At 62.8% G+C, this 22,363-nt stretch carries 17 protein-coding genes; 9 read left to right on the forward strand and 8 right to left on the reverse strand.

Annotation, left to right across the window (positions count from 1 at the left end):
• Positions 1–1,710, forward strand: a complete 1,710-nt coding sequence (gshA, locus tag PPN31114_RS00400; RefSeq protein ID WP_281350933.1) for a glutamate--cysteine ligase — start codon at positions 1–3, stop codon at positions 1,708–1,710.
• Positions 1,711–1,790: 80 nt separating this feature from the next.
• Here gshA and PPN31114_RS00405 read toward each other — a convergent pair whose 3' ends face one another.
• The 5 genes from PPN31114_RS00405 to PPN31114_RS00425 form a co-directional block, all read right to left on the reverse strand.
• The gene (locus PPN31114_RS00405) at positions 1,791–2,114 is read right to left on the reverse strand and encodes an AzlD domain-containing protein (RefSeq protein WP_150677561.1); all 324 of its coding nucleotides are present in this window, start codon (positions 2,112–2,114) and stop codon (positions 1,791–1,793) included.
• Entirely contained in the window at positions 2,111–2,854 is a 744-nt protein-coding gene (locus tag PPN31114_RS00410; RefSeq protein ID WP_150677562.1) for an AzlC family ABC transporter permease, read from the reverse strand. The genes PPN31114_RS00405 and PPN31114_RS00410 overlap by 4 nt, the downstream gene beginning before the upstream one ends.
• 230 nt (positions 2,855–3,084) lie before the next feature.
• Positions 3,085–5,490, reverse strand: coding sequence for a penicillin-binding protein 1A (locus PPN31114_RS00415; RefSeq protein ID WP_246182348.1), 2,406 nt, complete (start codon positions 5,488–5,490; stop codon positions 3,085–3,087).
• Positions 5,491–5,755: 265 nt separating this feature from the next.
• Positions 5,756–6,388 (reverse strand): LysE family translocator, encoded by a 633-nt coding sequence (locus PPN31114_RS00420; protein ID WP_150677563.1) that lies wholly within the window; start codon positions 6,386–6,388, stop codon positions 5,756–5,758.
• Between the two features lie 177 nt (positions 6,389–6,565).
• The gene (locus PPN31114_RS00425; protein WP_150677564.1) at positions 6,566–6,868 is read right to left on the reverse strand and encodes a hypothetical protein; all 303 of its coding nucleotides are present in this window, start codon (positions 6,866–6,868) and stop codon (positions 6,566–6,568) included.
• Positions 6,869–7,172: 304 nt separating this feature from the next.
• On the opposite strand from PPN31114_RS00425, the gene PPN31114_RS00430 reads away from it, so the two are divergent.
• Together PPN31114_RS00430 and PPN31114_RS00435 are read left to right on the forward strand one after the other, a co-directional pair.
• Positions 7,173–8,792, forward strand: coding sequence for a methyl-accepting chemotaxis protein (locus PPN31114_RS00430; RefSeq protein WP_150677565.1), 1,620 nt, complete (start codon positions 7,173–7,175; stop codon positions 8,790–8,792).
• 146 nt (positions 8,793–8,938) lie between these two features.
• On the forward strand, positions 8,939–9,316 hold the full coding sequence (locus PPN31114_RS00435; protein WP_150677566.1) for a hypothetical protein: 378 nt from the start codon (positions 8,939–8,941) through the stop codon (positions 9,314–9,316).
• A gap of 81 nt (positions 9,317–9,397) precedes the next feature.
• On the opposite strand, the gene PPN31114_RS00440 is transcribed toward PPN31114_RS00435, so the two are convergent.
• Together PPN31114_RS00440 and PPN31114_RS00445 are read right to left on the reverse strand one after the other, a co-directional pair.
• Entirely contained in the window at positions 9,398–11,128 is a 1,731-nt protein-coding gene (locus tag PPN31114_RS00440) for an NADPH-dependent assimilatory sulfite reductase hemoprotein subunit (RefSeq protein WP_150677567.1), read from the reverse strand.
• A gap of 66 nt (positions 11,129–11,194) precedes the next feature.
• Positions 11,195–13,027, reverse strand: a complete 1,833-nt coding sequence (locus PPN31114_RS00445; protein ID WP_150677568.1) for an assimilatory sulfite reductase (NADPH) flavoprotein subunit — start codon at positions 13,025–13,027, stop codon at positions 11,195–11,197.
• A gap of 554 nt (positions 13,028–13,581) precedes the next feature.
• On the opposite strand from PPN31114_RS00445, the gene PPN31114_RS00450 reads away from it, so the two are divergent.
• The 4 genes from PPN31114_RS00450 (at position 13,582) to zapE (ending at position 20,557) form a co-directional block, all read left to right on the forward strand.
• Positions 13,582–16,443: a 2-oxoglutarate dehydrogenase E1 component gene (locus PPN31114_RS00450; protein ID WP_150677569.1), complete on the forward strand. Its 2,862-nt coding sequence runs from the start codon at positions 13,582–13,584 to the stop codon at positions 16,441–16,443.
• Positions 16,444–16,532: 89 nt separating this feature from the next.
• Positions 16,533–17,798 carry a 2-oxoglutarate dehydrogenase complex dihydrolipoyllysine-residue succinyltransferase gene (gene odhB, locus PPN31114_RS00455; protein ID WP_150677570.1) on the forward strand — a complete coding sequence of 422 codons (1,266 nt, stop codon included), beginning with the start codon at positions 16,533–16,535 and terminating at the stop codon, positions 17,796–17,798.
• A 100-nt stretch (positions 17,799–17,898) separates the two neighbouring features.
• Positions 17,899–19,329, forward strand: a complete 1,431-nt coding sequence (gene lpdA / locus PPN31114_RS00460; protein WP_150677571.1) for a dihydrolipoyl dehydrogenase — start codon at positions 17,899–17,901, stop codon at positions 19,327–19,329.
• A gap of 130 nt (positions 19,330–19,459) precedes the next feature.
• Complete coding sequence (zapE, locus tag PPN31114_RS00465) at positions 19,460–20,557, forward strand: cell division protein ZapE (RefSeq protein WP_150677572.1); 1,098 nt, start codon at positions 19,460–19,462, stop codon at positions 20,555–20,557.
• On the opposite strand, the gene PPN31114_RS00470 is transcribed toward zapE, so the two are convergent.
• The gene (locus tag PPN31114_RS00470; RefSeq protein ID WP_150677573.1) at positions 20,558–20,863 is read right to left on the reverse strand and encodes a hypothetical protein; all 306 of its coding nucleotides are present in this window, start codon (positions 20,861–20,863) and stop codon (positions 20,558–20,560) included. It lies immediately after the preceding gene.
• A gap of 202 nt (positions 20,864–21,065) precedes the next feature.
• Between PPN31114_RS00470 and PPN31114_RS00475 the strand changes: the two genes are divergently transcribed.
• Together PPN31114_RS00475 and PPN31114_RS00480 are read left to right on the forward strand one after the other, a co-directional pair.
• Positions 21,066–21,710 (forward strand): DUF2939 domain-containing protein, encoded by a 645-nt coding sequence (locus PPN31114_RS00475; RefSeq protein WP_174987494.1) that lies wholly within the window; start codon positions 21,066–21,068, stop codon positions 21,708–21,710.
• 172 nt (positions 21,711–21,882) lie between these two features.
• Positions 21,883–22,359 carry a DUF2147 domain-containing protein gene (locus PPN31114_RS00480; RefSeq protein ID WP_174987497.1) on the forward strand — a complete coding sequence of 159 codons (477 nt, stop codon included), beginning with the start codon at positions 21,883–21,885 and terminating at the stop codon, positions 22,357–22,359.
• The last annotated feature ends 4 nt before the right edge of the window (positions 22,360–22,363 follow it).

Below are 22,363 nucleotides of genomic sequence, written 5' to 3' on the forward strand. Positions count from 1 at the left end.
ATGACAGGCACCGGCGGCGACAGCCATGCCGTACAGCATCGCGCCTCACCAGAGGGATGGAAGTTGGAAAACAAGAATTGCCAAAACGAACGACGCGATGCGTCCTCCGCCGGTGACGTGCTCGATCGGCGTCTCGCACTCATCATGCAGCCCGCCCATCGCGCGCTGCTCGGGCAGGGCCTGTCCGGTATCGAGCGCGAAACGCTGCGCGTCGAAGCCGACGGCGCACTTGCCCTGACGCCGCACCCGCGCGCATTGGGCTCGGCGCTCACCAACGAAGAAATCACCACCGATTACTCCGAAGCGCTGCTCGAGTTCATCACGCCGCCGCAGCACGACGCCGCCGAAGTCATCGCCCGCCTCGACGAGATCCACCAGTTCGCCTACCGCAAGCTCGGCACCGAACTGCTCTGGAGCGACTCGATGCCGCCCGCGCTGCCGCCGGAAGCCATGATCCCCATCGCCGATTACGGCACGTCGCATATCGGCATGCTCAAGCACGTGTACCGTCGCGGCCTCGCGCTTCGCTACGGCAAGCCGATGCAATGCATCGCCGGTATTCACTACAACTTCTCGCTCGCCGAGCCCGTCTGGGAACTGCTGCGCGAACAGGAAGGGGTGACGGACACGTCGGCACGCGACTATCAATCGGCCCGCTACGTGGCGCTGATTCGTAATTTCCGCCGCTATAGCTGGCTGCTGATGTATCTGTTCGGCGCGTCGCCAGTGCTGCATGCCGAGTTTCTGCGCGGCCGCCAACACGGGCTCGAATCGTTCGACGAAGGCACGCTCGGTCTGCCGTATGCGACCAGCCTGCGCATGAGCGATCTGGGCTATCAGAACAGCGCGCAATCGGAAGTCTCGCCGTGCTACGACTGCCTGCCGAGCTATATCGATGCGCTCACGCAAGCCGTCAGCCAACCGCATCCGCCGTACGAAGCCCTCGGCACGAAGCGCGATGGCGAGTGGATTCAGCTCTCGACGAACTTGCTGCAAATCGAAAACGAGTTCTACGCGACGATTCGCCCCAAGCGCGTGACCTACAGCGGCGAGCGCCCGGTGCAGGCACTCGCACGTCGCGGTGTGCAATACGTGGAAGTGCGTTGCGTGGATATCGACCCGTTCCTGCCGGTCGGTATCGACGTGGATACGGCACGCTTCATCGACGCCTTCATGCTGTTCTGCGCGCTCGAAGACAGCCCGTCGTGCTCGAACGCCGAGAACATGGAAAACCGCGACAACTTCGCGCATGTGGTCAAGGAAGGCCGCAAGCCCGGGCTGGCGCTGCGCCGTGGCGGCGAGGCGATCACGCTGTTCGACTGGGCCGAGCAACTGCTCGACCGTATCGATCGCGCGGCCGCCGCCTTCGACGCCCAGCGTGGTGGCGCGCGCTACGCGCACACCATGGCCGTGCAGCGCGCCAAGGTGCAAGACGTGACGCTCACACCGTCGGCCCGTGTCATGGCGGCGCTTGAACCGTTGCGCGGCACCGCTGGCGGCGCGTTTCAAGCGTTCTCGCTGGCGCAGAGCAAGCGCCACGCACAGACGCTGCGCGAGATGCCGCTCGACGATAAAGTGGTCGAGCACTTCGAAACGCTCGCCCGCAAGTCGCTCGAGACGCAAGCGGAACTGGAGCGCACCCAAGTGGGTGACTTCGACGCGTTTGTCGCAGCGTATCGCGCAGGCACGTTGGGGACGGTGACGGTCTGATCCTGTCTCGATGCAAAGCAAAAAGCGCCCGAAAGGGCGCTTTTTTTATGACCGTAAGCGGCCGCGCAATGGCGGCTTCGTCAGCCCAAGATCCCGAACTGCCAGCCGAAGAACACGCCCAAGCCCACACCGATCGTGAGTAGCTGATGGCGCGTCGCGGCGCACACGGCAATGGCCGCGAGTGCTGCCGCCAACTGCGGATTGCGCCACGTCAATTCCAGGCCGTTACCGTGCGGCGCCAGCGTCATCGGCACGATGATCGCGGTGAGCACCGTCACCGGCACGAACGACAACGCTTCACGTAGCCATTCGGGAAAACGCACGCGGTCGCCCAGTACGAAGATCCCCGCTTTCACGGCGAAGGTCACGACGGCCATGCCGAGAATCGCGATCACATAATTCATCGTGCACCTCCCGGCGTCGACCCCTGCGTCAAGCCATTGCCTCGGCGGCGCAGATGCAGCGTAATCATCCCGGCGACGATACCGAGCGTCACCGCGACGAGCAGCCCGAGCTTGTACGGCAACCCCTGACAGAGATACGCCGCTGTGCCCGCGACGACGGTGGCAACCGCCCACGGCATGCGGGCCATCTGCGGCACGATGATCGCGATGAACGTCGCCACCATCGCGAAATCGAGACCGAGGGTTTGCAGGCGCGGGAAGGCCGCGCCGAACAGCAGCCCGGCCAGCGTCCAGAGTTGCCAGTTCAAATACATCGACACGCCGGAGCCAAGGAAATACCAATGGCCCATCGGGTCGTCCGGATGTTTGTGGAAATGACTGCTCGTCACCGCGAACGTCTCGTCCGTCAGGGTGAAGCCGAGCAGGCAGCGCCAACGCAAGTTCAGGTGCCGCACATGCGGCAGCAAGTTGGCTGCGTAAAGCATGTGGCGCAGATTCACGATCAGCGTCGTTGCCCAGAGCACCACGTAACCCACGCCCGTCGCAAATAGCCCGGCCGCGATGAACTGGCTGGAGCCTGCAAACACGGTCAGCGACATGAGTTGACCATGCCATGTGGCCATCGGCGTGGTGGCCACCAGCGCGCCGAAGATCAGGCCGAAGGGCGCAGCGCCGACAATCATCGGGAAGGTGTCGCGGACGCCAGCCGTGAAGCTGGCCGCGCGGGACGGGGCGGACATGATGGTGCGGACCTCGAATAACGCGAAAAAACGGTTGCGGATGGCTGCGAGCATAACGCGTTGTCAGTGCGCCTGACTTGTACGTTCTTGCGCATGGGGCGGGCGTGCGAGGCTCGTCGCCGAAAACCGGAAGCCAATAGGTTGCCCGCGCCTAAACAAACGGCCGCCCTGAGGCGGCCGTTCGGACTTGCATCGCTGCCAAAGCCATCGTGCGCTTTGGCAGGTGCCTGTCAGGGATGCTTGAACATATCGAGAATGCGCGCTTTCTCGCTGGCGTCGACGCCCCCAGGCGACGGCGGCTGACCGGCTGTCGGGGGCGGCGCAGCCGGGGCGGGCGACGGCGAATTGCTGCCGAAGAACGGCAGCGAGAAACCGCCGCCGCTGTTGTCGTCGATGCCGATGCTCGCCACGAAGCCGTTGCCCGGCAGCTTTTCGGTTTCATACAACTCGCCGTTCACGACGCTCACGCCTTCTGGCATCGTCATCTGTTGTTGTGGCACACCGTTCAACGCCACGCCCATGTACTTCGTCCACACCGGCAGAGCCAGTTGCGCACCGAATTCGCGGCTGCCCAGCGTCTTGGGCTGATCGAAGCCAAGCCATGCCACGGCCACCAGCGAATGCTGATACCCGGCAAACCAGCCGTCGAGCGCATCGTTGGTCGTCCCCGTCTTGCCCGCCAAGTCGTTGCGCTTGAGCACGTTCGTGCCCGAACCCGTACCGCGCTGCGCCACGCTTTGCAGCAGGCTGTTCATGATGTACGCGTTCGGGGCCGAAATCGCACGCGCCGCATTGACGCCCGCAATCACCGGCGTGGCTTTGTTCAGCACATTGCCGCGCGCATCGCGAATTTCGCTAATCAAGTAGGGCGCTACGCGATAACCGCCGTTGGCGAACACGGCATACGCTCCGGCCAGTTGCAACGGCGTGGTTTGACCCGCGCCGAGTGCCATCGGCAGATACGGCGGCACCTTGTCGGCGTCGAAACCGAAACGCGTCGCGAAGTCTTGCGTGAACTGCGTGCCCGCAAATTGCAGCAAGCGAATTGCCACCAAGTTCTTCGAGCGTTGCAGACCTTCGCGCACGGTCATCGGACCGCTGAAGGCGTCGTCATCATGCGGGTCCCATGCCTGTCCGCCGGTTTGTGCCGGGGGCAGATTGAGCGGGCCATCCATGACCATCGTGGCGGGGCTCACGCCCTTTTCGATGGCTGCCGAATACACCACCGGCTTGAACGTCGAGCCCGGTTGACGCCATGCCTGCGTCGCACGGTTGAACTTGCTCTGGTTGAAGTCGAAGCCGCCGACGAGCGCACGAATGGCGCCGTCGTCAGGCGAGAGCGACACGAGCGAGCCTTGCACTTCCGGCAACTGGGTCACGCGCCACTTGCCGCGCGCGTCCTTCATCACGCGGATGATCGAGCCCGGCCGAATGCGCACTTTCTCGTTGGCCTTGGCCGAGAGGGCGGGGGCGGCAAAACCGATGCCGTCACCGCTGATGGTCACCGCGTCGCCCGAGAGCGGAATCGCCGTAATTTGCGACGTGCTCGCCGCGACCACGACCGCCGCGACCAGATCGCCGTTGTCGGGGTGTTCGAGCAAGGCGTCTTCGATCGATTGCTGACGGTCGGGCATCGGCGCGGGCAACTCGACGAAGCCTTCCGGGCCACGGTACGAATGGCGGCGCTCGTAATCGAGCACGCCCATGCGCACGGCGTCGTACGCCGCCTGCTGTTTCTTCGAGTCGAGCGTGGTGATGACCGTCAGGCCGCGCGTGTACGCCTCGTCCTTGTACTGGTCGTACACCGCTTGACGCACCATTTCGGCGACGTACTCGGCATGCACGTTGTATTCGTTACCCGCCGTGCGCGTGCGAATCGGCTCGTGCAAAGCGTCTTCGTATTGATTGCGCGTGATGTAGCCCAGATCGAGCATGCGCTTGAGGATGTATTCCTGACGAATCTTGGCGCGCTTCGGGTTCACGATCGGGTTGTACGCGGACGGTGCCTTGGGCAGCCCGGCCAGCATGGCCGCTTCGCCCAGCGAAATGTCCTTCAAATCCTTGCCGAAATAGATGCGCGCCGCACTCGCGAAGCCGTACGCACGCTGCCCCAGATAAATCTGGTTCATGTACAGCTCGAGAATCTGGTCTTTGGAAAGTGCCGACTCGATCTTGTAAGCGAGCAGCATTTCGTAGATCTTGCGCGTCGCCGTCTTTTCACGAGACAGGAAGAAGTTACGCGCGACCTGCATGGTGATCGTACTGGCCCCTTGCGCGGCCCCGCGGTGAATCACGTCGGAGACGCCCGCCCGCAGAATGCCGATGAAGTCGACGCCGCCATGGTCGTAGAAGCGATAGTCCTCGATGGCGAGCACGGCCTTTTTCATCACGTCGGGAATCTGGTCGATGGTGACCAGACTGCGGCGCTCCTCGCCAAACTCGCCGATCAGCACGTTATCCGACGTGTACACGCGCAGCGGCACTTTGGGCCGGTAGTCGGTAATGACGTCGAGCGGCGGCAGGTTCGGGCGCATGACGATCAGCGCATAGCCGACGAGCAGGGCCCCGATAACGGCCAGACCGGCCAGTGCCGTCAGGATGACCGCAATCGTGCCGAAGCCGCGTTGGCGGTGCATCGCGCCCGACGGGCGAGCCGTGCGTCTGGTGCGCGCCGAATGAGCGGGAGTGGGAGCAGTAATGGAAGTACGGGAAGTACTGGGCACCGGATCAGACGGCGCACGAGGCGGCAAATAATGCTTCAAGGACATACCCAACGAAAATTGCAGGATGGGAACAGGCCGGCCGGCCTTGCGCTGCGTGGATCCCCGCCGCGCGGCGAAATTGGGAAATCGGAGAAGTATGCCACGCCGGGGCGGGCATCCTCTAAAAACTGGGGGGCGCTCAACGGCGGGCTTCTGTCGCCATGCGCAGCGCAAGCGCGCCGAGTACCCCGCCCATCAGCCAGCGCTGAATGCGCAGCCAGGCAGGACGTTGCGCGAAGAACTTCGAGATGGCCCCCGCCGAGAGTGCCACGCTGCTGTTGACCAGTACGCTGAGCACGATCTGCGTGGTGCCCAGCAGCAACGACTGCGTGAGCACGCTGCCGTGTTCCGGATGCACGAATTGCGGCAACAGCGCCAGATACAGCATGGCGATCTTGGGGTTGAGCACGCTCGTGAACAGGCCCATCAGGAACAATCGACGATTGCTGTCGCGCGGCAGTGCGCGTACTTCGAACGGCGAACGACCACCCGGCTTGAGCGCTTGCCAGGCCAGCCAGCCCAGATACAGCGCGCCGCCGAAGCGCAGCACGTCGTACGCGAACGGCACCGCGAAGAGCAGGGCGGTAATGCCGAACGCCGCGCTGATCATGTAGACCACGAAGCCGAGCGCCACGCCACCCAGCGACACCAGCCCCGCTGCGGGCCCCTGACACAGGGAGCGCGAGATCAGATACATCATGTTCGGCCCGGGCGTCAGGGCCATGCCCAGAGCGACGAGCGCGAAGGCTAACCAAGTGGCGATGGAAGGCATGTGGGGTGGCGAAGATTCAGTCGGTGCAGTGGAGGGCACAGGGCCGACGGGTGGGTAAACCAGCAGGCCAAAAACGTAAGCTGCAAGATACCACGTCAATGGCGTGCACGCCGGTTGGGTGACGCCAGGGGGCTGGCGGCGTGCGGGGAGAGCATTTCCCTCTCTCCAAAACGGGGTTCAGCCGAGCCGTTTCAGAAAGACCGTCATCTCTTTTTCCGCCTGCCGATCGCCGTGCGCTTGCGCGGTGGCAATGCCATGCGTCCACGCGTCGCGGGCGCCCTCAATGTCGCCCGCGCCTTGTCGTGCCTTGCCCAGCAGCTTCCACGCGGCGGTGTACTTGGGGTCGAACGCGACGCAATGCGTCAGGTGATCGGCCGCCACGGCGAAGTTTTGCGCGTCCAGATAGGCCTTGCCTAAGCCAAACCGAAGCAACGCATTGTCTTTGCCCGCCGCCAGCAACTTCTCGAGTCCTTCGATCATGATTCGAATAAATTATGTTGATATATAAAATATGACATATCATCAGGCCGGCTTTTTCGGTCTGTCGACACATTTCGTTGTTTCGATGCGCAAGACGGCCGCACGGAAGCCAGGCAAGCGTCACCGGTTGATTTGCATCAATCCCGGCGCGTGCCAACGGCTAGGCGCGTAGGCACGTAAACCCGCAGGATGCTCAAGTCCGGGGCGGGCCGCGCCGATGTCACAAGTATGACCGGCCCGTTAGAGGCCGGACAGGGAGAACGGCCACTCATAGGCCACCCATGATAAAGACGGAGACGACAGCATGTTGCGTAGCTTTTCGATTAAGGCACGCCTTGGCTTGACCATGGCGTTGTTGGCGGCATTGTTGATTCTGATGGGCGCGCTGGGTATCGCCGGGATGACACGCACGGGCGATGCGCTGCGCGAGACGTACGCAAGTCATCTAGCGGCAACCGTGGCACTCGGCAAAGACAACGCCACGCTGGCCCGCACCCGGGCCATTCTCGACCGGGTCGTGCTTCACCCCGATTCTCCCGACGTGGGCAAAGTGGTCAGCCGGGCACAGGGCATGCTCAAGGACGCCGACGCCGCATGGGCCGCCTATCTGGCCTTGCCGCGCGGCCCTGAAGAGCAACGCATGGCCGACGAAGTGGCCACCCGTCGCGCTACGTTCTTCGAAAAGGGCATGAACCCGATGATCGCGGCCATCAACGCGGGCGATCGCGTTGCCATGGACGACATCACCATGAACGCGCTGCCCAAGTACTACGCCGCGCTCACGACCGTCAGCGATGCGCTGGCGGCCTACAAGATGAAGCTCGGGCACGACACGTACGAAGCGTCGATGACCGAACTCGCCATTTTCCGCTGGGTGAGCGTGGGGGCGACGATACTGGGCGTGCTGCTCTCCATTGCCTGCTACTTCTCGCTGCGCGGCGCGATCATGCGGCCGTTGCACGACGCGCTTGCCCATTTCGAAGCGATTTCTGCGGGCCAACTCGACAACCAGATTGAAGTGCGCGGCAAGGACGAGATGTCGTTGCTCATGCGCGGTGTCGACGCCATGCAGTCGCGACTGGCGGGCACGATTCGCGGCGTGCGCCGCAGTTGCGATGCCATGGCGACCGCGACGGCGGAAATTGCCGCGGGCAATACCGATCTGTCGGCACGCACTGAGCAGCAAGCGGCGTCGCTGGAAGAGACGGCGTCGTCGATGGAACAGTTGACCGCGACGGTGAAGCAAAACGCCGACAACGCGCGACAGGCGAGCCAACTGGCGGTGAATGCGTCGGATATCGCGTCGCGCGGCGGGCAGGTGGTCGCGCGCGTGGTCGACACGATGCACGGCATCTCGACGAGTTCGTCGCAGGTGGTGGAGATCATCAGCGTGATCGACGGCATTGCATTCCAAACGAATATTCTGGCGCTCAACGCTGCGGTGGAAGCCGCACGAGCCGGGGAGCAAGGACGCGGTTTCGCCGTCGTCGCAGGCGAAGTGCGCACGTTGGCACAGCGCAGCGCCACGGCAGCGCGCGAGATCAAGGCGTTGATCGAAGCGTCGGCACAGAAGGTGGCCGATGGTTCGTCGCTGGTGGCCGAGGCGGGGCGCACGATGGACGATATCGTCCATGCGGTGCAACGCGTGACCGACATCATGGGCGAGATTTCGGCAGCGTCCGACGAGCAGAGCGGTGGCATCGAGCAGGTCAATCAGGCCGTCACGCAAATGGATACGGTCACGCAGCAGAACGCGGCGCTGGTCGAGCAAGCAGCGGCGGCCGCCGCGTCGCTGGAAGACCAGACGAGTGCGTTGCGCAGCGAGATGGCGCGCTTCCGGTTAGGCGATGAAAGTCATGCCGCCACGACACGGCGCGCGGCATTGCACGCGGTGCAGACGTCGCCGCTGACGCTGGCCGCGTGACGGCGTAGCGGTGCGATCGGCATGCGCACGAGGGGCAAGGTTAGGCGCGCTGTTGGGTGGCTTCGTGGCGGTGGCGCGCCGAACCGGGTAACATTCGGCATCTTTTGATTAGTTGAGGGTGTCGAGGTATGAAGCGAATGGCGCTGATGGCGGCAGTAGCAATCCTGGCAGGTTGCGGTCCGATCAACCAGATGTCCCGGCCCGATCCGGCGGCAGGGCGGTTGCTCGATCAAGGGACGTCGGCCGATCGCTTCATGGTGCTCAACTGCATCTATCACGGCTGGAGCGAACTGGCGCCGAACGTCGATTCGACGGGCTATGCGCGTGAGGGTGCCGACCGCGTGCGCGTCTATCGCGGACCGGACGCCAACGGCCAAGCGACTTACAACCCGTACGTGGACATCATGCAAGGCGGGTTCGGCGCCCGTGTGCAGTATTACGAGACGCCGGGCAGCAACCTGTCGCGCGACTACGAGAACACGGTCAAGCGCTGCATGGTGCCTTACTCGGGCAGCAACGACTGATCGACGCGCAAGCGTTCGAGCCAACAAAAAACGCGACGGGCAACCGTCGCGTTTTTGTTTTCAACCGAGCTTTCGTGGCGATTAGCCGTGGAAGTCCTCGCGGGCTTCGACCACTTCCTTCACCACGCCTTGCCGCACGAGGAAGTCGCCGAACTTCTCGCCAGCCTCGCGTTCCTTGGCATATCGCTGGAAGAGGGGCGTGAGCTCTGCCACGATCTGATCGTCGTTCACCGACTCTTTATACAGCTTGTTGAGACGCTGGCCGTGGAAGCCCGCGCCCAGATACAAGTTGTACTTGCCCGTCGATTTACCCACCAGACCGATTTCCGCCAGATACGGGCGTGCGCAGCCGTTCGGGCAACCGGTCGTACGAATGGTGATCGGCTCGCCAGCGAGACCCGTGTCGTCGAGCACCTTCTCCAGACGCGTCACGAGTTCGGGCAATGCGCGCTCGCTTTCTGCCAATGCCAGACCGCAGGTCGGGAAGCCCACGCAAGCCATCGAGTTGATGCGCAGCGCGCTTTGTTGCTTGCCGTCGAGCAGGCCAAATTCCTTCACCAGCGCTTCGATCTGCGGCTTGTTCGCGTCGCTCACGCGGCCGATGATCAGGTTCTGGTTGCCGGTAATGCGGATATCGCCGTCGTGCACCTTGGCAATCTCGCGCAGGCCGGTCATCAGGCGATAGTCGTCCCAGTCCTTCACGCGGCCATTCTGGATGAACAGCGTGAGGTGCCACAAATCGTCGGCACCCTTGAGCCAGCCGTACTGGTCGCCGTTGGTCGTGAACTTGAATTCGCGCACCGGCTCGAGATTCCAGCCCAGATAGCGGTTGAGCTCTTCCTTGAACCACTCCACGCCGCGATCGTCGATGGTGTACTTCAGGCGTGCATGCTTGCGGTTCGTGCGGTCGCCAAAGTCGCGCTGCACCAACAGCACTTTCTCGGCCACGTCCACGACGCGATCGGCCGGCGTGTAGCCGATGACGGACGCCGTGCGCGGATATGTGGCTGCGTCACCGTGGGTCATGCCCATGCCGCCGCCCACCGTCACGTTGAAGCCTTCGAGCTCGCCGTCCTTATTCACGATGGCGATGAAGCCCAGATCGTTGGCGTAGATGTCGACATCGTTGTTCGGCGGAATCGCAATCGCGATCTTGAACTTACGCGGCAGGTAGTGCTTGCCGTAAATGGGTTCGTGATCTTCCTTGCCCGCGCCCAGACGCTTGTCGCCCAGCCAGATTTCACGGTACGAGGTGGTCTGCGGCAGCAGATGCTGGTCGATCTTCAGGCACCAGTCGAGCGCGGCCGCGTGGGCCGGGGAGAGGTGCGGGTTGTTCGACACCAGCGTGTTGCGGTTCACGTCGCCGCACGCGGCAATGCTCGTCATGGCCACTTCGTCGATGCCGCGAATGAGCGGGCGAAGCTGATGCTTGAGCACGTTGTGATACTGCACGGTCTGGCGCGTGGTCAGGCGAATGGTGTTGCCGCCGTATTTTTGCGCGAGATCGTCGAGCTTGAGCCACTGCTCAGGCGTGCACACGCCGCCCGGCATGCGCAGCCGGATCATGAATTGATAGGCCGGTTCGAGTTTCTGCTTCTGACGCTCGGCGCGCAGGTCGCGATCGTCCTGCATGTACGAGCCGTGGAATTTCAGGAGCTGCGCATCTTTCTCGAAGATAGCGCCGGTGAGCGGGTCGGCCAACCCTTCGGCAATGGTACCGCGCAGGTAGTTGGTTACGTCCTTGAGCTTCTCGACGTCATTGCGCGCCGAAACCGGCACGTCGCTTCCTGCTTGAATAATGGTCTGCGTCATGTGGGCTGCTAGTCTACTTGTCTTGTCTGTGGGGCACTGGCTACTGACATGTGGGCGGCGTGCCGCTCAATACACGTCGCGCTGATAGCGCTTTTCGCGTTGCAGCGTCTTCACGTATTCGGCGGCGGCATCCGCTGCCAGGCCGCCATGCTCGGCGACGATGTCGATGAGCGCGGTGTTCACGTCACGGGCCATCTGGTCGGCGTCGCCGCACACGTACAGGTGCGCGCCTTCTTGCAGCCACGAATAGAGCTCCTTGCCCTGTTCGCGCATGCGGTGCTGCACGTAGACCTTGTCTTCCGTGTCGCGCGAGAAGGCCAGATCGATCTTGCTGAGTGCGCCGTCTTTCATATAACGCTGCCATTCGCGTTGATACAGGAAGTCGGTGCGGAAGTTGCGATCGCCGAAGAACAACCAGTTCTTGCCCGGTGCGTCGAGCGCCTGACGCTCTTCCACAAACGCGCGGAACGGGGCGATGCCAGTGCCCGGGCCGATCATGATGACCGGGGCGTTGGTATCGCTCGGCAGCTTGAAGTTGCGGTTCGCTTCGATGTAGACCGGCACCGTCTCGCCTTCGCGGGCGATGTCGGCCAGGTACGTCGATGCCACGCCACGGCGCGCACGGCCATGGCTGTCGTAACGCACGGCACCCACGGTGATGTGCACGGCTTCCGGATTGGCGGCGAGGCTCGAAGCAATCGAGTACAGACGCGGTTGCAGCGTACGCAGCGTGCCGACGAATTCGGCTGCCTTCACCTTGCGGGCCGGGAACTGGCGCACCACGTCGAGCACGTCGCGGCCATACAAATAGTCGCGCAGGGCCGTTTCGTTACCCACGGCGAGCAGCGCCTTGAGTTCGGTCGACTCGGCCAGTGCCGCGTACTTCTCGAGGAAAGCGCGCGAGAGCGTGGTGATGTCGTAGGCGCGCAGGAAGGCGTCGCGCAGCGTGAGCGTGCTGTCTTGCGTGGTGGTGGTCGCTTGCGGGTCGAGGGCGAGCGTGTCAATCAGGTCGTCGACCAGCTTGTCGTCGTTCTTCACGACTACGCCCAGCGCGTCGCCCGGTTCGTAGGTCAGGCCCGAGCCTTCGAGCGAGAGTTCGACGTGATGCACTTCCTTCGACGAGCCACGGCCCGAGAGCTTGATGTTCTCGAGCACCGTCGCTTCGAACGGATGCTTGCGGCTGTATTGGCTGGCGGTAGCCGCCGGAGCCACGCCACTGGCGAGGGCAGCGAGGCTGAAACCGTCGTTGCCCGCAGCGCTGCCTGCGCCAGCGGCCACCGGAGCGGCCACGCGCTTGAGCGCTTCGACAGATTCTTCAATCCAGCGCTCGGCGGGGGCGTCGTAGTCGACATCGCTGTCGACACGGTTCACCAGACGCTCGGCACCCAGCGCGGCGAGGCGGGCGTCGAAGTCTTTACCGGCTTGGCAGAACTTCTCGTAGCTCGAATCGCCCAGACCCAGCACGGCAAAGCGCGTGCCTTGGAGCTTGGGGGCTTTCTCGCCGTGCAGGAATTCGTAGAAATCGCGGGCGTCGTCGGGCGGTTCGCCCTCGCCCTGCGTGGAGACAGCCACGAGCAGCAGCTTGTCGTTCTTCAGGCGCGACGCTTTATAGTCACCCATTGCGAACAGGTCGACCTTGAAGCCAGCGGCGACGGCGCGTGCCTTCGCATGCTCGGCCACTTCCTGCGCGTGGCCCGTCTGGGAACCGTACAGAATGGTCAGTTGCGGGGCGGCGGCGCTGGCAGCAGCGGCCGGGGCCTGAGCGCCGGATTGCTTGACCGAGTGGTTGATGCCCGCGAGAAAGCCGCGCACCCACGCGAGCTGTTCGGTGGAAAGGCCTTGGACCAGTTGGCTGAGCAACTGGGCCTGCTGGGCGGTGAGAGGCGTCGTCTCTTGCATATCGTTGTTGGCTCCAGGGGCCGGACCAGCGCGGAAGCCCGGGCGGGTCTGACCCGTCAAGCCACCCCCAAGATGGACCGGCAAGGGGATAGTCGACACGATATCGGTCACTGATTAGAAATTAAAATAATAAAATTTAATTTCTATATATCCAATTTCCATATGAGCATAAAGCGCAAGCCGTTTCCCAAGGAACCGTGGCGTCACCGTCCTATGCGTGATGACGGCATGTTGACGACGCATTCGAGGGGAGGTGCCGCCATATCGGGGTCGGATAGCGGCAGTCAGTCGCGGGACGTGGACGCGTCAAACGGCCGTTTGCGGCGCTGACGGGGGTGCCCGGATGCGTAATGTGCGGTAACGCCGGTCAGCCCCGTGTGACGGCTTTCCAGCCCGATGACTGCGGGGAAAACGTGCTATGCTCCTCGCCGTGATTGATCAGGTCCTTCCAAGCACCACTTGATTCACGCAATCCGCTATCCGGTCAGGCCGTGTCGCGGAAGGTTTCGTAACCCGCTATTTCTCGAGATACTCGTAGAAAAGGTGAGCGCAAAATGAGTTTGATGGAACAATTCCAAGCGAACTCGTATCTCTTCGGCGGCAATGCCCCCTACGTCGAAGAACTGTACGAGTCGTATCTTGATAATCCGGCTTCTGTGCCGGACAACTGGCGCCAGTATTTCGACGCGCTGCAAAACGTTCCCGCTGTTGATGGTTCCAACGCCAACGACGTGGCTCATGCCCCGATCGTGGAGTCGTTCGCCCAGCGCGCGAAGGCCAATGCCTTCCTGCCGCGTGCCGGCGCTACCGACATGGCTGTGGCCCGCAAGCAGGTTCACGTGCAGTCGCTCGTTGCCGCTTACCGCTTCCTGGGTGCCCGCTGGGCCAACCTCGATCCGCTTAAGCGTCAGGAACGTCCGGCCATTCCGGAACTGGAACCGGCCTTCTACGACCTGACCGAAGCCGACATGGATAGCGTGTACTCGGCAGAGAACACGTACTTCGGTTTTGAACAAGCCAGCCTGCGCGACATCCTCAAATCGCTGCGCGACACGTACTGCGGCTCGATCGGCGCCGAGTACATGTACATCAGCGATCCGGTGCAAAAGCGCTGGTGGCAAGAGCGTCTGGAGAAGGTGCGTGCAACGCCCAACTTCACCGCTGAAAAGAAAAAGCACATTCTGGAACGCCTGACGGCCGCCGAAGGCCTCGAGCGTTACCTGCATACCAAGTTCGTCGGCCAGAAGCGCTTCTCGCTCGAAGGCGGCGAATCGTTCATCGTGGCGATGGACGAACTGGTTCACCACGCCGGTGCTAAGGGCGTGCAAGAAATCGTGATCGGCATGGCCCACCGCGGCCGTCTGAACGTGCTGGTCAACACCCTCGGCAAGATGCCGTCGGACCTGTTCGCCGAATTCGAAGGCAAGCACGTCGACGACCTGCCGGCTGGTGACGTGAAGTACCACAAGGGTTTCTCGAGCGACGTCTCGACGAGCGGTGGCCCGGTCCACCTGTCGCTGGCGTTCAACCCGTCGCACCTGGAAATCGTGAACCCGGTGGTCGAAGGTTCGGCCAAGGCCCGTATGGACCGCCGCGGCGAAGCTGACGCTGCCAGCGTGCTGCCGGTGCAAGTTCACGGCGACGCGGCCTTCGCAGGTCAGGGCGTCGTGATGGAAACGCTGAACCTCGCCCAAACGCGCGGTTACGGCACGCACGGCACGGTGCACATCGTCATCAACAACCAGATCGGCTTCACGACGTCGGACCCGCGCGATGCACGCTCGACGACGTACTGCTCGGACGTGGTCAAGATGATCGAAGCGCCGGTGCTGCACGTGAACGGCGACGATCCGGAAGCGGTCGTGCTGGCCATGCAACTGGCCCTCGAATTCCGTCAGGAATTCAAGAAGGACGCCGTGGTCGACATCGTTTGCTACCGCAAGCTGGGTCACAACGAGCAAGACACCCCGGCTGTTACGCAGCCGCTGATGTACAAGAAGATTGCCCAACACCCGGGCACGCGCGCTTTGTACGTCGAGAAGCTGGTCACGCAAGGCGTGATCACGGCCGAAGAAGGTAACGGCTTTGTTGCTGCTTACCGCAAGGCCATGGACGACGGTCATCACACCATCGATCCGGTGCTCTCGAACTACAAGAGCAAGTACGCAGTGGACTGGGTCCCGTTCCTGAACAAGGCGTGGACCGACAAGGCCGATACGGCCGTGCCGCTGGCCGAACTCAAGCGTCTGGCTGAGCGCATCACCACGATTCCGGCAAACTTCAAGGTTCACCCGCTCGTCGAGAAGGTCATCAACGACCGTCGCAAGATGGGTCTGGGCGAGCAGCCGCTCGACTGGGGTATGGGCGAACACCTGGCTTTCGCATCGCTGGTCTCGTCGGGCTTCGCAGTGCGCCTGACCGGTCAAGATTCGGGCCGTGGCACGTTCACGCACCGCCACTCGGTGCTGCACGATCAAAACCGCGAACGTTGGAACGACGGTACGTACGTGCCGCTGCAACACGTGGCCGAAGGTCAAGCCAACTTCACGGTGATCGACTCGGTGCTGTCTGAAGAAGCCGTGCTCGGCTTCGAATACGGCTACTCGACGGCTGAGCCGAACACGATGGTGCTGTGGGAAGGCCAGTTCGGCGACTTCGCCAACGGCGCTCAAGTCGTGATCGACCAGTTCATCTCGAGCGGTGAAGTGAAGTGGGGCCGCGTGTCGGGCCTGACGATGCTGCTGCCGCACGGCTACGAAGGCCAAGGTCCGGAGCACTCGTCGGCACGTATCGAACGCTATCTGCAACTGTGCGCCGATACGAACATGCAAGTGGTCCAGCCGACCACGCCGGCTCAGATCTTCCACCTGCTGCGTCGTCAGATGATCCGCCAGCTGCGCAAGCCGCTGATCGTGTTCACGCCGAAGTCGCTGCTGCGCCACAAGGAAGCTGTGAGCGACCTGTCGGAACTCGCCAAGGGCGGCTTCCAGACGGTGATCGGCGAAACCGATGCATCGATCGACGCGAAGAAGGTCAAGCGCGTGGTCGCCTGCTCGGGCCGCCTGTACTACGACCTGATTGCTCGCCGTCGCGAAGACAAGTCGACCGACACCGCGATCGTCCGTGTGGAACAGCTCTACCCGTTCCCGCACAAGGCGTTCGAGAACGAGCTGAAGAAGTACGAAAACCTCGCCGAAGTGGTGTGGGCCCAGGACGAGCCGCAAAACCAGGGTCCGTGGTTCTACATCGAACACCACCTGCTCGAAGCCATGAGCGCCGGTCAAAAGCTGGCTTACGCCGGCCGTCCGGCCTCGGCCTCGCCTGCGGTGGGCTACTACGCCAAGCACTACGAACAGCTCAAGCAGCTGCTCGACACGGCTTTCGGTCGCCTCAAGGGCGCGACCGTGGTGCAGTAACCGGTTAGGTCTTACAGCGGTCGTCCTCCCCCAGGGACGGCCGCTGCCGTATTTCCGAATTGAACGTTTATCGAATCCAGGATCCAGAAATGGCCATTGTTGAAGTCAAAGTCCCCCAGTTTTCCGAGTCGGTTTCCGAAGGCACGCTGCTCGACTGGAAGAAGAAAGTCGGCGAAGCATTCGCTCAAGACGAAACCATCATTGAAGTCGAGACCGACAAGGTCGTGCTCGAAGTGCCGGCCCCCGCTGCTGGCGTGCTCATCGAAGTCAGCGCCAACGCTGGCGACACGGTGACGTCGGAACAAATCATCGCCAAGATCGACACCGAAGCTAAGGCAGGCACCGCTGCACCGGTCGCCGCCAAGCCGGCAGAAGCCGCACCGGCCGCTGCCGCTGCTCCGGCTGCCGCTGCTGCTACCGGTGGCGCATCGGGTGGCATCGCCAGCCCGGCCGCCGCTAAGGTGCTGGCCGAGAAGAACCTGTCGGCGACCGACGTCGCTGGCTCGGGCCGCGACGGCCGCGTGACCAAGGGCGACGCCCTGGCCGCTGGCGCCGCTAAGCCGGCTGCTGCCGCGTCGTCGATTCCGGCACCGGCGCAACGCGCCGCGCTGCCGTCGGTTGCAGCCGCCGTTGGCCGCGACACGTCGCTCGAAGGCCGTCCGGAACAGCGCGTGCCGATGTCGCGTCTGCGCGCCCGTATTGCCGAGCGCCTGCTGCAATCGCAACAGACCAACGCCATTCTGACCACGTTCAACGAAGTGGACATGAAGCCGGTGATGGACCTGCGCAACAAGTACAAGGACAAGTTCGAGAAGGAACACGGCGTGAAGCTGGGTTTCATGTCGTTCTTCGTCAAGGCTGCTGTGCACGCGCTCAAGAAGTACCCGGCCGTGAATGCCTCGATCGACGGTAACGACATCGTCTACCACGGCTACTTCGACATCGGTATCGCTGTCGGCTCGCCGCGTGGTCTGGTGGTGCCGATTCTGCGCAATGCCGACCAGATGAGCCTGGCCGACATCGAGAAGAAGATCGCCGAGTACGGTAAGAAGGCTGCCGACGGCAAGCTGTCGATCGAAGAAATGACCGGCGGTACGTTCTCGATCTCGAACGGCGGTGTGTTCGGCTCGATGCTGTCGACCCCGATTATCAACCCGCCGCAGTCGGCCATTCTGGGCGTGCACGCCACGAAGGAACGCGCTGTCGTGGTCAACGGCGAGATCGTCATCCGTCCGATGAACTATCTGGCCATGAGCTACGACCACCGCATCATCGACGGCCGCGAAGCCGTGCTGAGCCTCGTCGCCATGAAGGAAGCGCTGGAAGATCCGGCGCGCCTGCTGCTCGACCTGTAAGCGTTAGCGCGCACTGCGCGGTGTTTGCCCGGCGACGCACGACGTGCGTTAGGCCGGCGCACCGCGCCTCCCCCTGCCGTCAACCTCACTGAGTCTCAAAATGGCAAACAAAGAATTTGATGTCGTCGTTATCGGCGCCGGCCCCGGCGGTTACATCGCCGCGATCCGCGCTGCCCAACTCGGTTTCTCGGTCGCTTGCGTCGAGAAGTGGACCAACCCGGCCGGCAAGATGGTGCTGGGCGGTACGTGCCTGAACGTGGGCTGCATTCCGTCGAAGGCACTGCTCGCCTCGTCGGAAGAGTTCGAAAAGGTCGGTCATCACCTGGCCGACCATGGCATTACCACGTCGGATGTGAAGATCGACATCGCCAAGATGCTCACGCGCAAGCAAGGCATCGTCGACAAGATGACGGGCGGTATCGAGTATCTGTTCAAGAAGAACAAGATCACGTGGCTCAAGGGTCACGGCAAGATCATCGCCAAGAACGACGCTGGCTATCAGATCGACGTGACGGGCGAGGCCAGCGAATCGGTCAACGCCAAGAACATCATCATCGCCACGGGTTCGAAGGCCCGTCACCTGCCGGGCATGCCGGTCGACAACAAGCTCATCTCGGATAACGAAGGTGCGCTCTCGTTCGACACCGTGCCGAAGAAGCTGGGCGTGATCGGCGCTGGCGTGATCGGTCTGGAACTGGGTTCGGTGTGGCGTCGTCTGGGTGCGGAAGTGACCGTGCTCGAAGCCATGCCGGAATTCCTGGCTGCCGCCGACGCAGGCGTGGCCAAGGAAGCCGCCAAGCAGTTCAAGAAGCAAGGTCTGGACATCAACGTCGGCGTGAAGGTCGGCGAAGTGAAGACCGGCAAGGACAACGTCACGGTCAACTACACCGACAAGGACGGCAACGCCCACGAGTTGGTCGTCGATCGTCTGATCGTGTCGGTGGGCCGCGTGCCGAACACCGACGATCTGGGTCTGGGCAACATCGGTCTGGCGACCGACGAGCGCGGCTTCATTCCGGTGGACGACCACTGCGCCACCAAGCTGCCGAACGTGTACGCGATCGGTGACGTGGTGCGTGGCCCGATGCTCGCACACAAGGCCGAAGACGAAGGCGTGCTGGTGGCCGAAGTCATCGCGGGCCAAAAGCCGCATATCGACTACAACTGCATTCCGTGGGTGATTTACACCTCGCCGGAAATCGCATGGGTCGGTAAGACCGAGCAGCAACTGAAGGCCGAAGGCCGTGAGTTCAAGCCGGGGCAGTTCCCGTTCGCCGCCAACGGCCGCGCACTGGGTATGGGCTCGTCGGACGGTTTCGTGAAGGTGCTGGCCGATGCCAAGACCGACGAAATCCTCGGCGTGCACGTGATTGGCCTGAACGCTTCGGATCTGATCGCCGAAGCCGTGGTGGCGATGGAGTTCAAGGCCGCGTCGGAAGACATCGGCCGTATCTGCCATCCGCACCCGTCGCTGTCCGAAGTGATGCGCGAAGCCGCCCTCGACGTCGAGAAGCGCGCGCTGAACAAGTAAGCGAGTTGCACTAAGTTGTGAGAACAAAGGCGAGGTAACTCGCCTTTGTTTTTTCCCGAATCCCGATCCACGTGGCGCTTGCTGCCCCGCTTTCTGCCCCGCTTTCTGCCCGCCTCCCGGCGCTGTACGCATGAACGTTCGCGAATACTACCAACAAGAATTGGCCACGCGCGGCTACAAGCCCGACGAAGCGCAGGAGCGTGCCGTCGACCGCCTGCAACAATGCTACGACGAATGGGCGGCGTATAAGGCCAAACGCTCGAACACGCTCAAGAAATGGCTCGTGCACCCCGATCTGCCCAAGGGCGTGTATCTGTGGGGCGGGGTAGGGCGCGGCAAGAGCTTCCTGATGGACAGCTTCTACTCGGTGGTGCCGTTGCAGCGCAAGACGCGTCTGCACTTCCACGAGTTCATGCGCGAAGTCCATCACCAGTTGCAGGCGCTCAAAGGCCTGTCCGATCCGCTGGACGAATTGGCCAAGCGCATTGCCAAGCGGTATCGGTTGATTTGCTTCGACGAATTTCACGTCTCCGATGTGGCCGACGCGATGATTCTGCATCGCTTGCTCTCGGAGCTGTTCAAGAACGGCGTGCAGTTCGTGATGACGTCGAACTATCGCCCCGACACGCTGTATCCCGATGGCCTGCATCGCGACCGCGTGCTGCCTGCGATCAAGTTGCTCGAAGAGAAGCTCGATGTGATGAACGTCGACGCCGGCATCGACTATCGCCGCCGCACGCTGGCACAGGTGCAGGTCTATCACTATCCGCTGGGTAACGAGGCGAACCGCGCACTGCGCGCGGCGTTTGCCGAGATTGCCGGGGTGCCGGACGAAAGCCCGTTACTGCACATCGAACAACGTGAGTTGAAAGCGCTGCGCCGTGCTGGCGGGGTGGTGTGGTTCGACTTTCATACGCTGTGCGGCGGCCCGCGTTCGCAGAACGATTACCTCGAACTAGCGAATCGTTTTCACACCGTGGTGCTGTCGGATGTGCCGCAGATGACGCCGCGTATGGCGTCGGAAGCGCGCCGCTTCACGTGGCTCGTGGACGTGTTCTACGACCACAAAGTGAAGCTGCTGATGTCGGCGGCCGTGCCGCCCGAGCAGTTGTACACCGAAGGGACGCTCGCCAACGAGTTCACGCGCACGGTGTCGCGTCTGGTCGAGATGCAATCGCTCGAGTATCTAGAGACGCCGCGTCGCGTGGTGGATACGTCGCTGACCTGATCAGCGGTTGCGGTTGCCCCGCTCGCGCGGCGGTGGCGGGGGCGGCGCCTGCCGTTGCTCGCGAATGTGATTGTAGATATCGCCGCGCAGGTCGCCTTGCGGGCGCACCTCTTGCGGCTGCGAGCGCGGCGGTGCGGGGCGTGCCCCGTTGTTGCCGCCGTTGCCATTGCCGCGTCCGTCCGGCCGCTCGCTGCCTTGCGCGAACCAGCCTGCAAAAAAGCGGCCATTCGATTGCGCCGTTGCGCCCATCGAAACACCGGCCAGCATGACAAAACACAGTATCGGGACAAGTCGGGTGTGACGCATGTTGCCACCTCCTTGTCGGTGAAGTTGCCGCACGATGTTGTGTTCTAGCGCACCGTCGGATGTGCTCGATAGTGCGGCCACGCTTCGAGAGTAAGAGGGCTGCGCCCCGGCTGCTGTAAAGATTTGTAAAGCAATGTAAGTCGGTACGCACATGACGTAATGTGCTACGTACCATGCCCTGTTTATGGTCGGAGTTTTCCCAATGCGTAAGTTGTGGATTGCCCTAGTGGCGTTGGTGGTGGTGCTGGGCCTGCTGTTCGGCACGCCGTATTACACGTTGTGGCGTGCACGCGACGCGGCGAACGCGCGCGACGCCGATACGCTTTCTTCGTATGTCGACTATCCGGCCGTGCGAGAGAGCTTGAAATCGAGCCTGCACGACCAACTTGCGCGCCAAATGGACAAACAGCGCGGCAACGCCTTGGGGGCGTTGGCCATGGCCTTAGGTGGCTGGGTGTCGGATCGGGTGGTCGAGGCGCTGTTGACGCCGGAGGCCGTCGCAGCGATGTTGCGCGGCGACAGCACCGGACTGCCGCCCGCGCCCGGCGCGCCCGCCCCGCAGGACGTGACGCCGCCGAATGCCGCCAATGACGCTGGCTCGGCGGCACCTGCCGCCCCGGCCACACCCACCGCGCCCGCACCCAGCAGCGCCGACGCGGGGGCTTCGGGGGCAGCCCCCGCGAGCGAAAGCCCGCGCACGCTTACTCGCACCGAGTTTCAGGACTTCAATCACTTCCTCGTGCACGTCTCGCGCAGCGATCGTCCGGAGCGCGTGGTGACCTTCACGCTCACGCGTCGAAACCTTGTGCAGTGGCGTTTGACGGCGATTGCCGTTCCGCCGCTGTAACGGTTCCTGTAGGGCTGCCACCCTTCGATCGCGCAATCCTGGTAAGCGCCGGAAATAAAAACGACGCAAAATGCGGTGACAATGCCTGGTTTCGGCCAACGGAATTCCCGATGGCGCGCGATCTCAGGGGTAGCACAAGGAACATCCCTTCAGTGGGACGAAGGTTAGTCTGATGCAGATTTTGAACACGACGTCATGGCGGCGACTGGGCGCGGGAGCGCTGCTGGCCATGTCACTCTTGGGCGGTGCGGCGCAAGCCGCTCATGCCGACGGCACGACGCCTGCCGGGGTTTGGCAGATCATCGACGACAAGTCGGGCGAGCCCAAGGCGCTCATCACCATCACCGAGAAAGATGGCGAATTCGTCGGCGCGCTGACGCGCAGTCTGGGGCGTCACGATGCCCTCGACCGCGTGTGCAGCGCATGCACCGATTGGCGCAAAGGTCACAAGCTTCAGGGCCTGCAAATCATCCGTGGCCTGCACAAAGAGGGCGACGAATACACCGGCGGCAAGATCCTCGACCCGGACAGCGGCACCGAATACGGTTGCAAGGTGCGGGTGGTCGACGGCGGTAAGAAACTCGAAGTGCGCGGTTATCTGGGTGTGACCCTGCTGGGCCGCACCCAGACGTGGGTGCGCGAAGAGTAACGCT

The organism is Pandoraea pneumonica (assembly GCF_902459645.1).
Lineage (GTDB): Bacteria > Pseudomonadota > Gammaproteobacteria > Burkholderiales > Burkholderiaceae > Pandoraea > Pandoraea pneumonica.

Bases quoted from the DNA above. Each gene is read 5' to 3' on its own strand.
- PPN31114_RS00450 (WP_150677569.1), top strand. From the start codon at position 13,582: ATGAGTTTGATGGAACAATTCCAAGCGAACTCGTATCTCTTCGGCGGC.
- PPN31114_RS00475 (WP_174987494.1), top strand. From the start codon at position 21,066: ATGCGTAAGTTGTGGATTGCCCTAGTGGCGTTGGTGGTGGTGCTGGGC.
- lpdA (WP_150677571.1), top strand. From the start codon at position 17,899: ATGGCAAACAAAGAATTTGATGTCGTCGTTATCGGCGCCGGCCCCGGC.
- PPN31114_RS00445 (WP_150677568.1), bottom strand. From the start codon at position 13,027: ATGCAAGAGACGACGCCTCTCACCGCCCAGCAGGCCCAGTTGCTCAGC.
- PPN31114_RS00440 (WP_150677567.1), bottom strand. From the start codon at position 11,128: ATGACGCAGACCATTATTCAAGCAGGAAGCGACGTGCCGGTTTCGGCG.
- zapE (WP_150677572.1), top strand. From the start codon at position 19,460: ATGAACGTTCGCGAATACTACCAACAAGAATTGGCCACGCGCGGCTAC.
- odhB (WP_150677570.1), top strand. From the start codon at position 16,533: ATGGCCATTGTTGAAGTCAAAGTCCCCCAGTTTTCCGAGTCGGTTTCC.
- PPN31114_RS00415 (WP_246182348.1), bottom strand. From the start codon at position 5,490: ATGCACCGCCAACGCGGCTTCGGCACGATTGCGGTCATCCTGACGGCA.
- PPN31114_RS00470 (WP_150677573.1), bottom strand. From the start codon at position 20,863: ATGCGTCACACCCGACTTGTCCCGATACTGTGTTTTGTCATGCTGGCC.
- PPN31114_RS00405 (WP_150677561.1), bottom strand. From the start codon at position 2,114: ATGAATTATGTGATCGCGATTCTCGGCATGGCCGTCGTGACCTTCGCC.
- PPN31114_RS00420 (WP_150677563.1), bottom strand. From the start codon at position 6,388: ATGCCTTCCATCGCCACTTGGTTAGCCTTCGCGCTCGTCGCTCTGGGC.
- gshA (WP_281350933.1), top strand. From the start codon at position 1: ATGACAGGCACCGGCGGCGACAGCCATGCCGTACAGCATCGCGCCTCA.
- PPN31114_RS00425 (WP_150677564.1), bottom strand. From the start codon at position 6,868: ATGATCGAAGGACTCGAGAAGTTGCTGGCGGCGGGCAAAGACAATGCG.
- PPN31114_RS00435 (WP_150677566.1), top strand. From the start codon at position 8,939: ATGGCGGCAGTAGCAATCCTGGCAGGTTGCGGTCCGATCAACCAGATG.
- PPN31114_RS00410 (WP_150677562.1), bottom strand. From the start codon at position 2,854: ATGTCCGCCCCGTCCCGCGCGGCCAGCTTCACGGCTGGCGTCCGCGAC.
- PPN31114_RS00480 (WP_174987497.1), top strand. From the start codon at position 21,883: ATGCAGATTTTGAACACGACGTCATGGCGGCGACTGGGCGCGGGAGCG.
- PPN31114_RS00430 (WP_150677565.1), top strand. From the start codon at position 7,173: ATGTTGCGTAGCTTTTCGATTAAGGCACGCCTTGGCTTGACCATGGCG.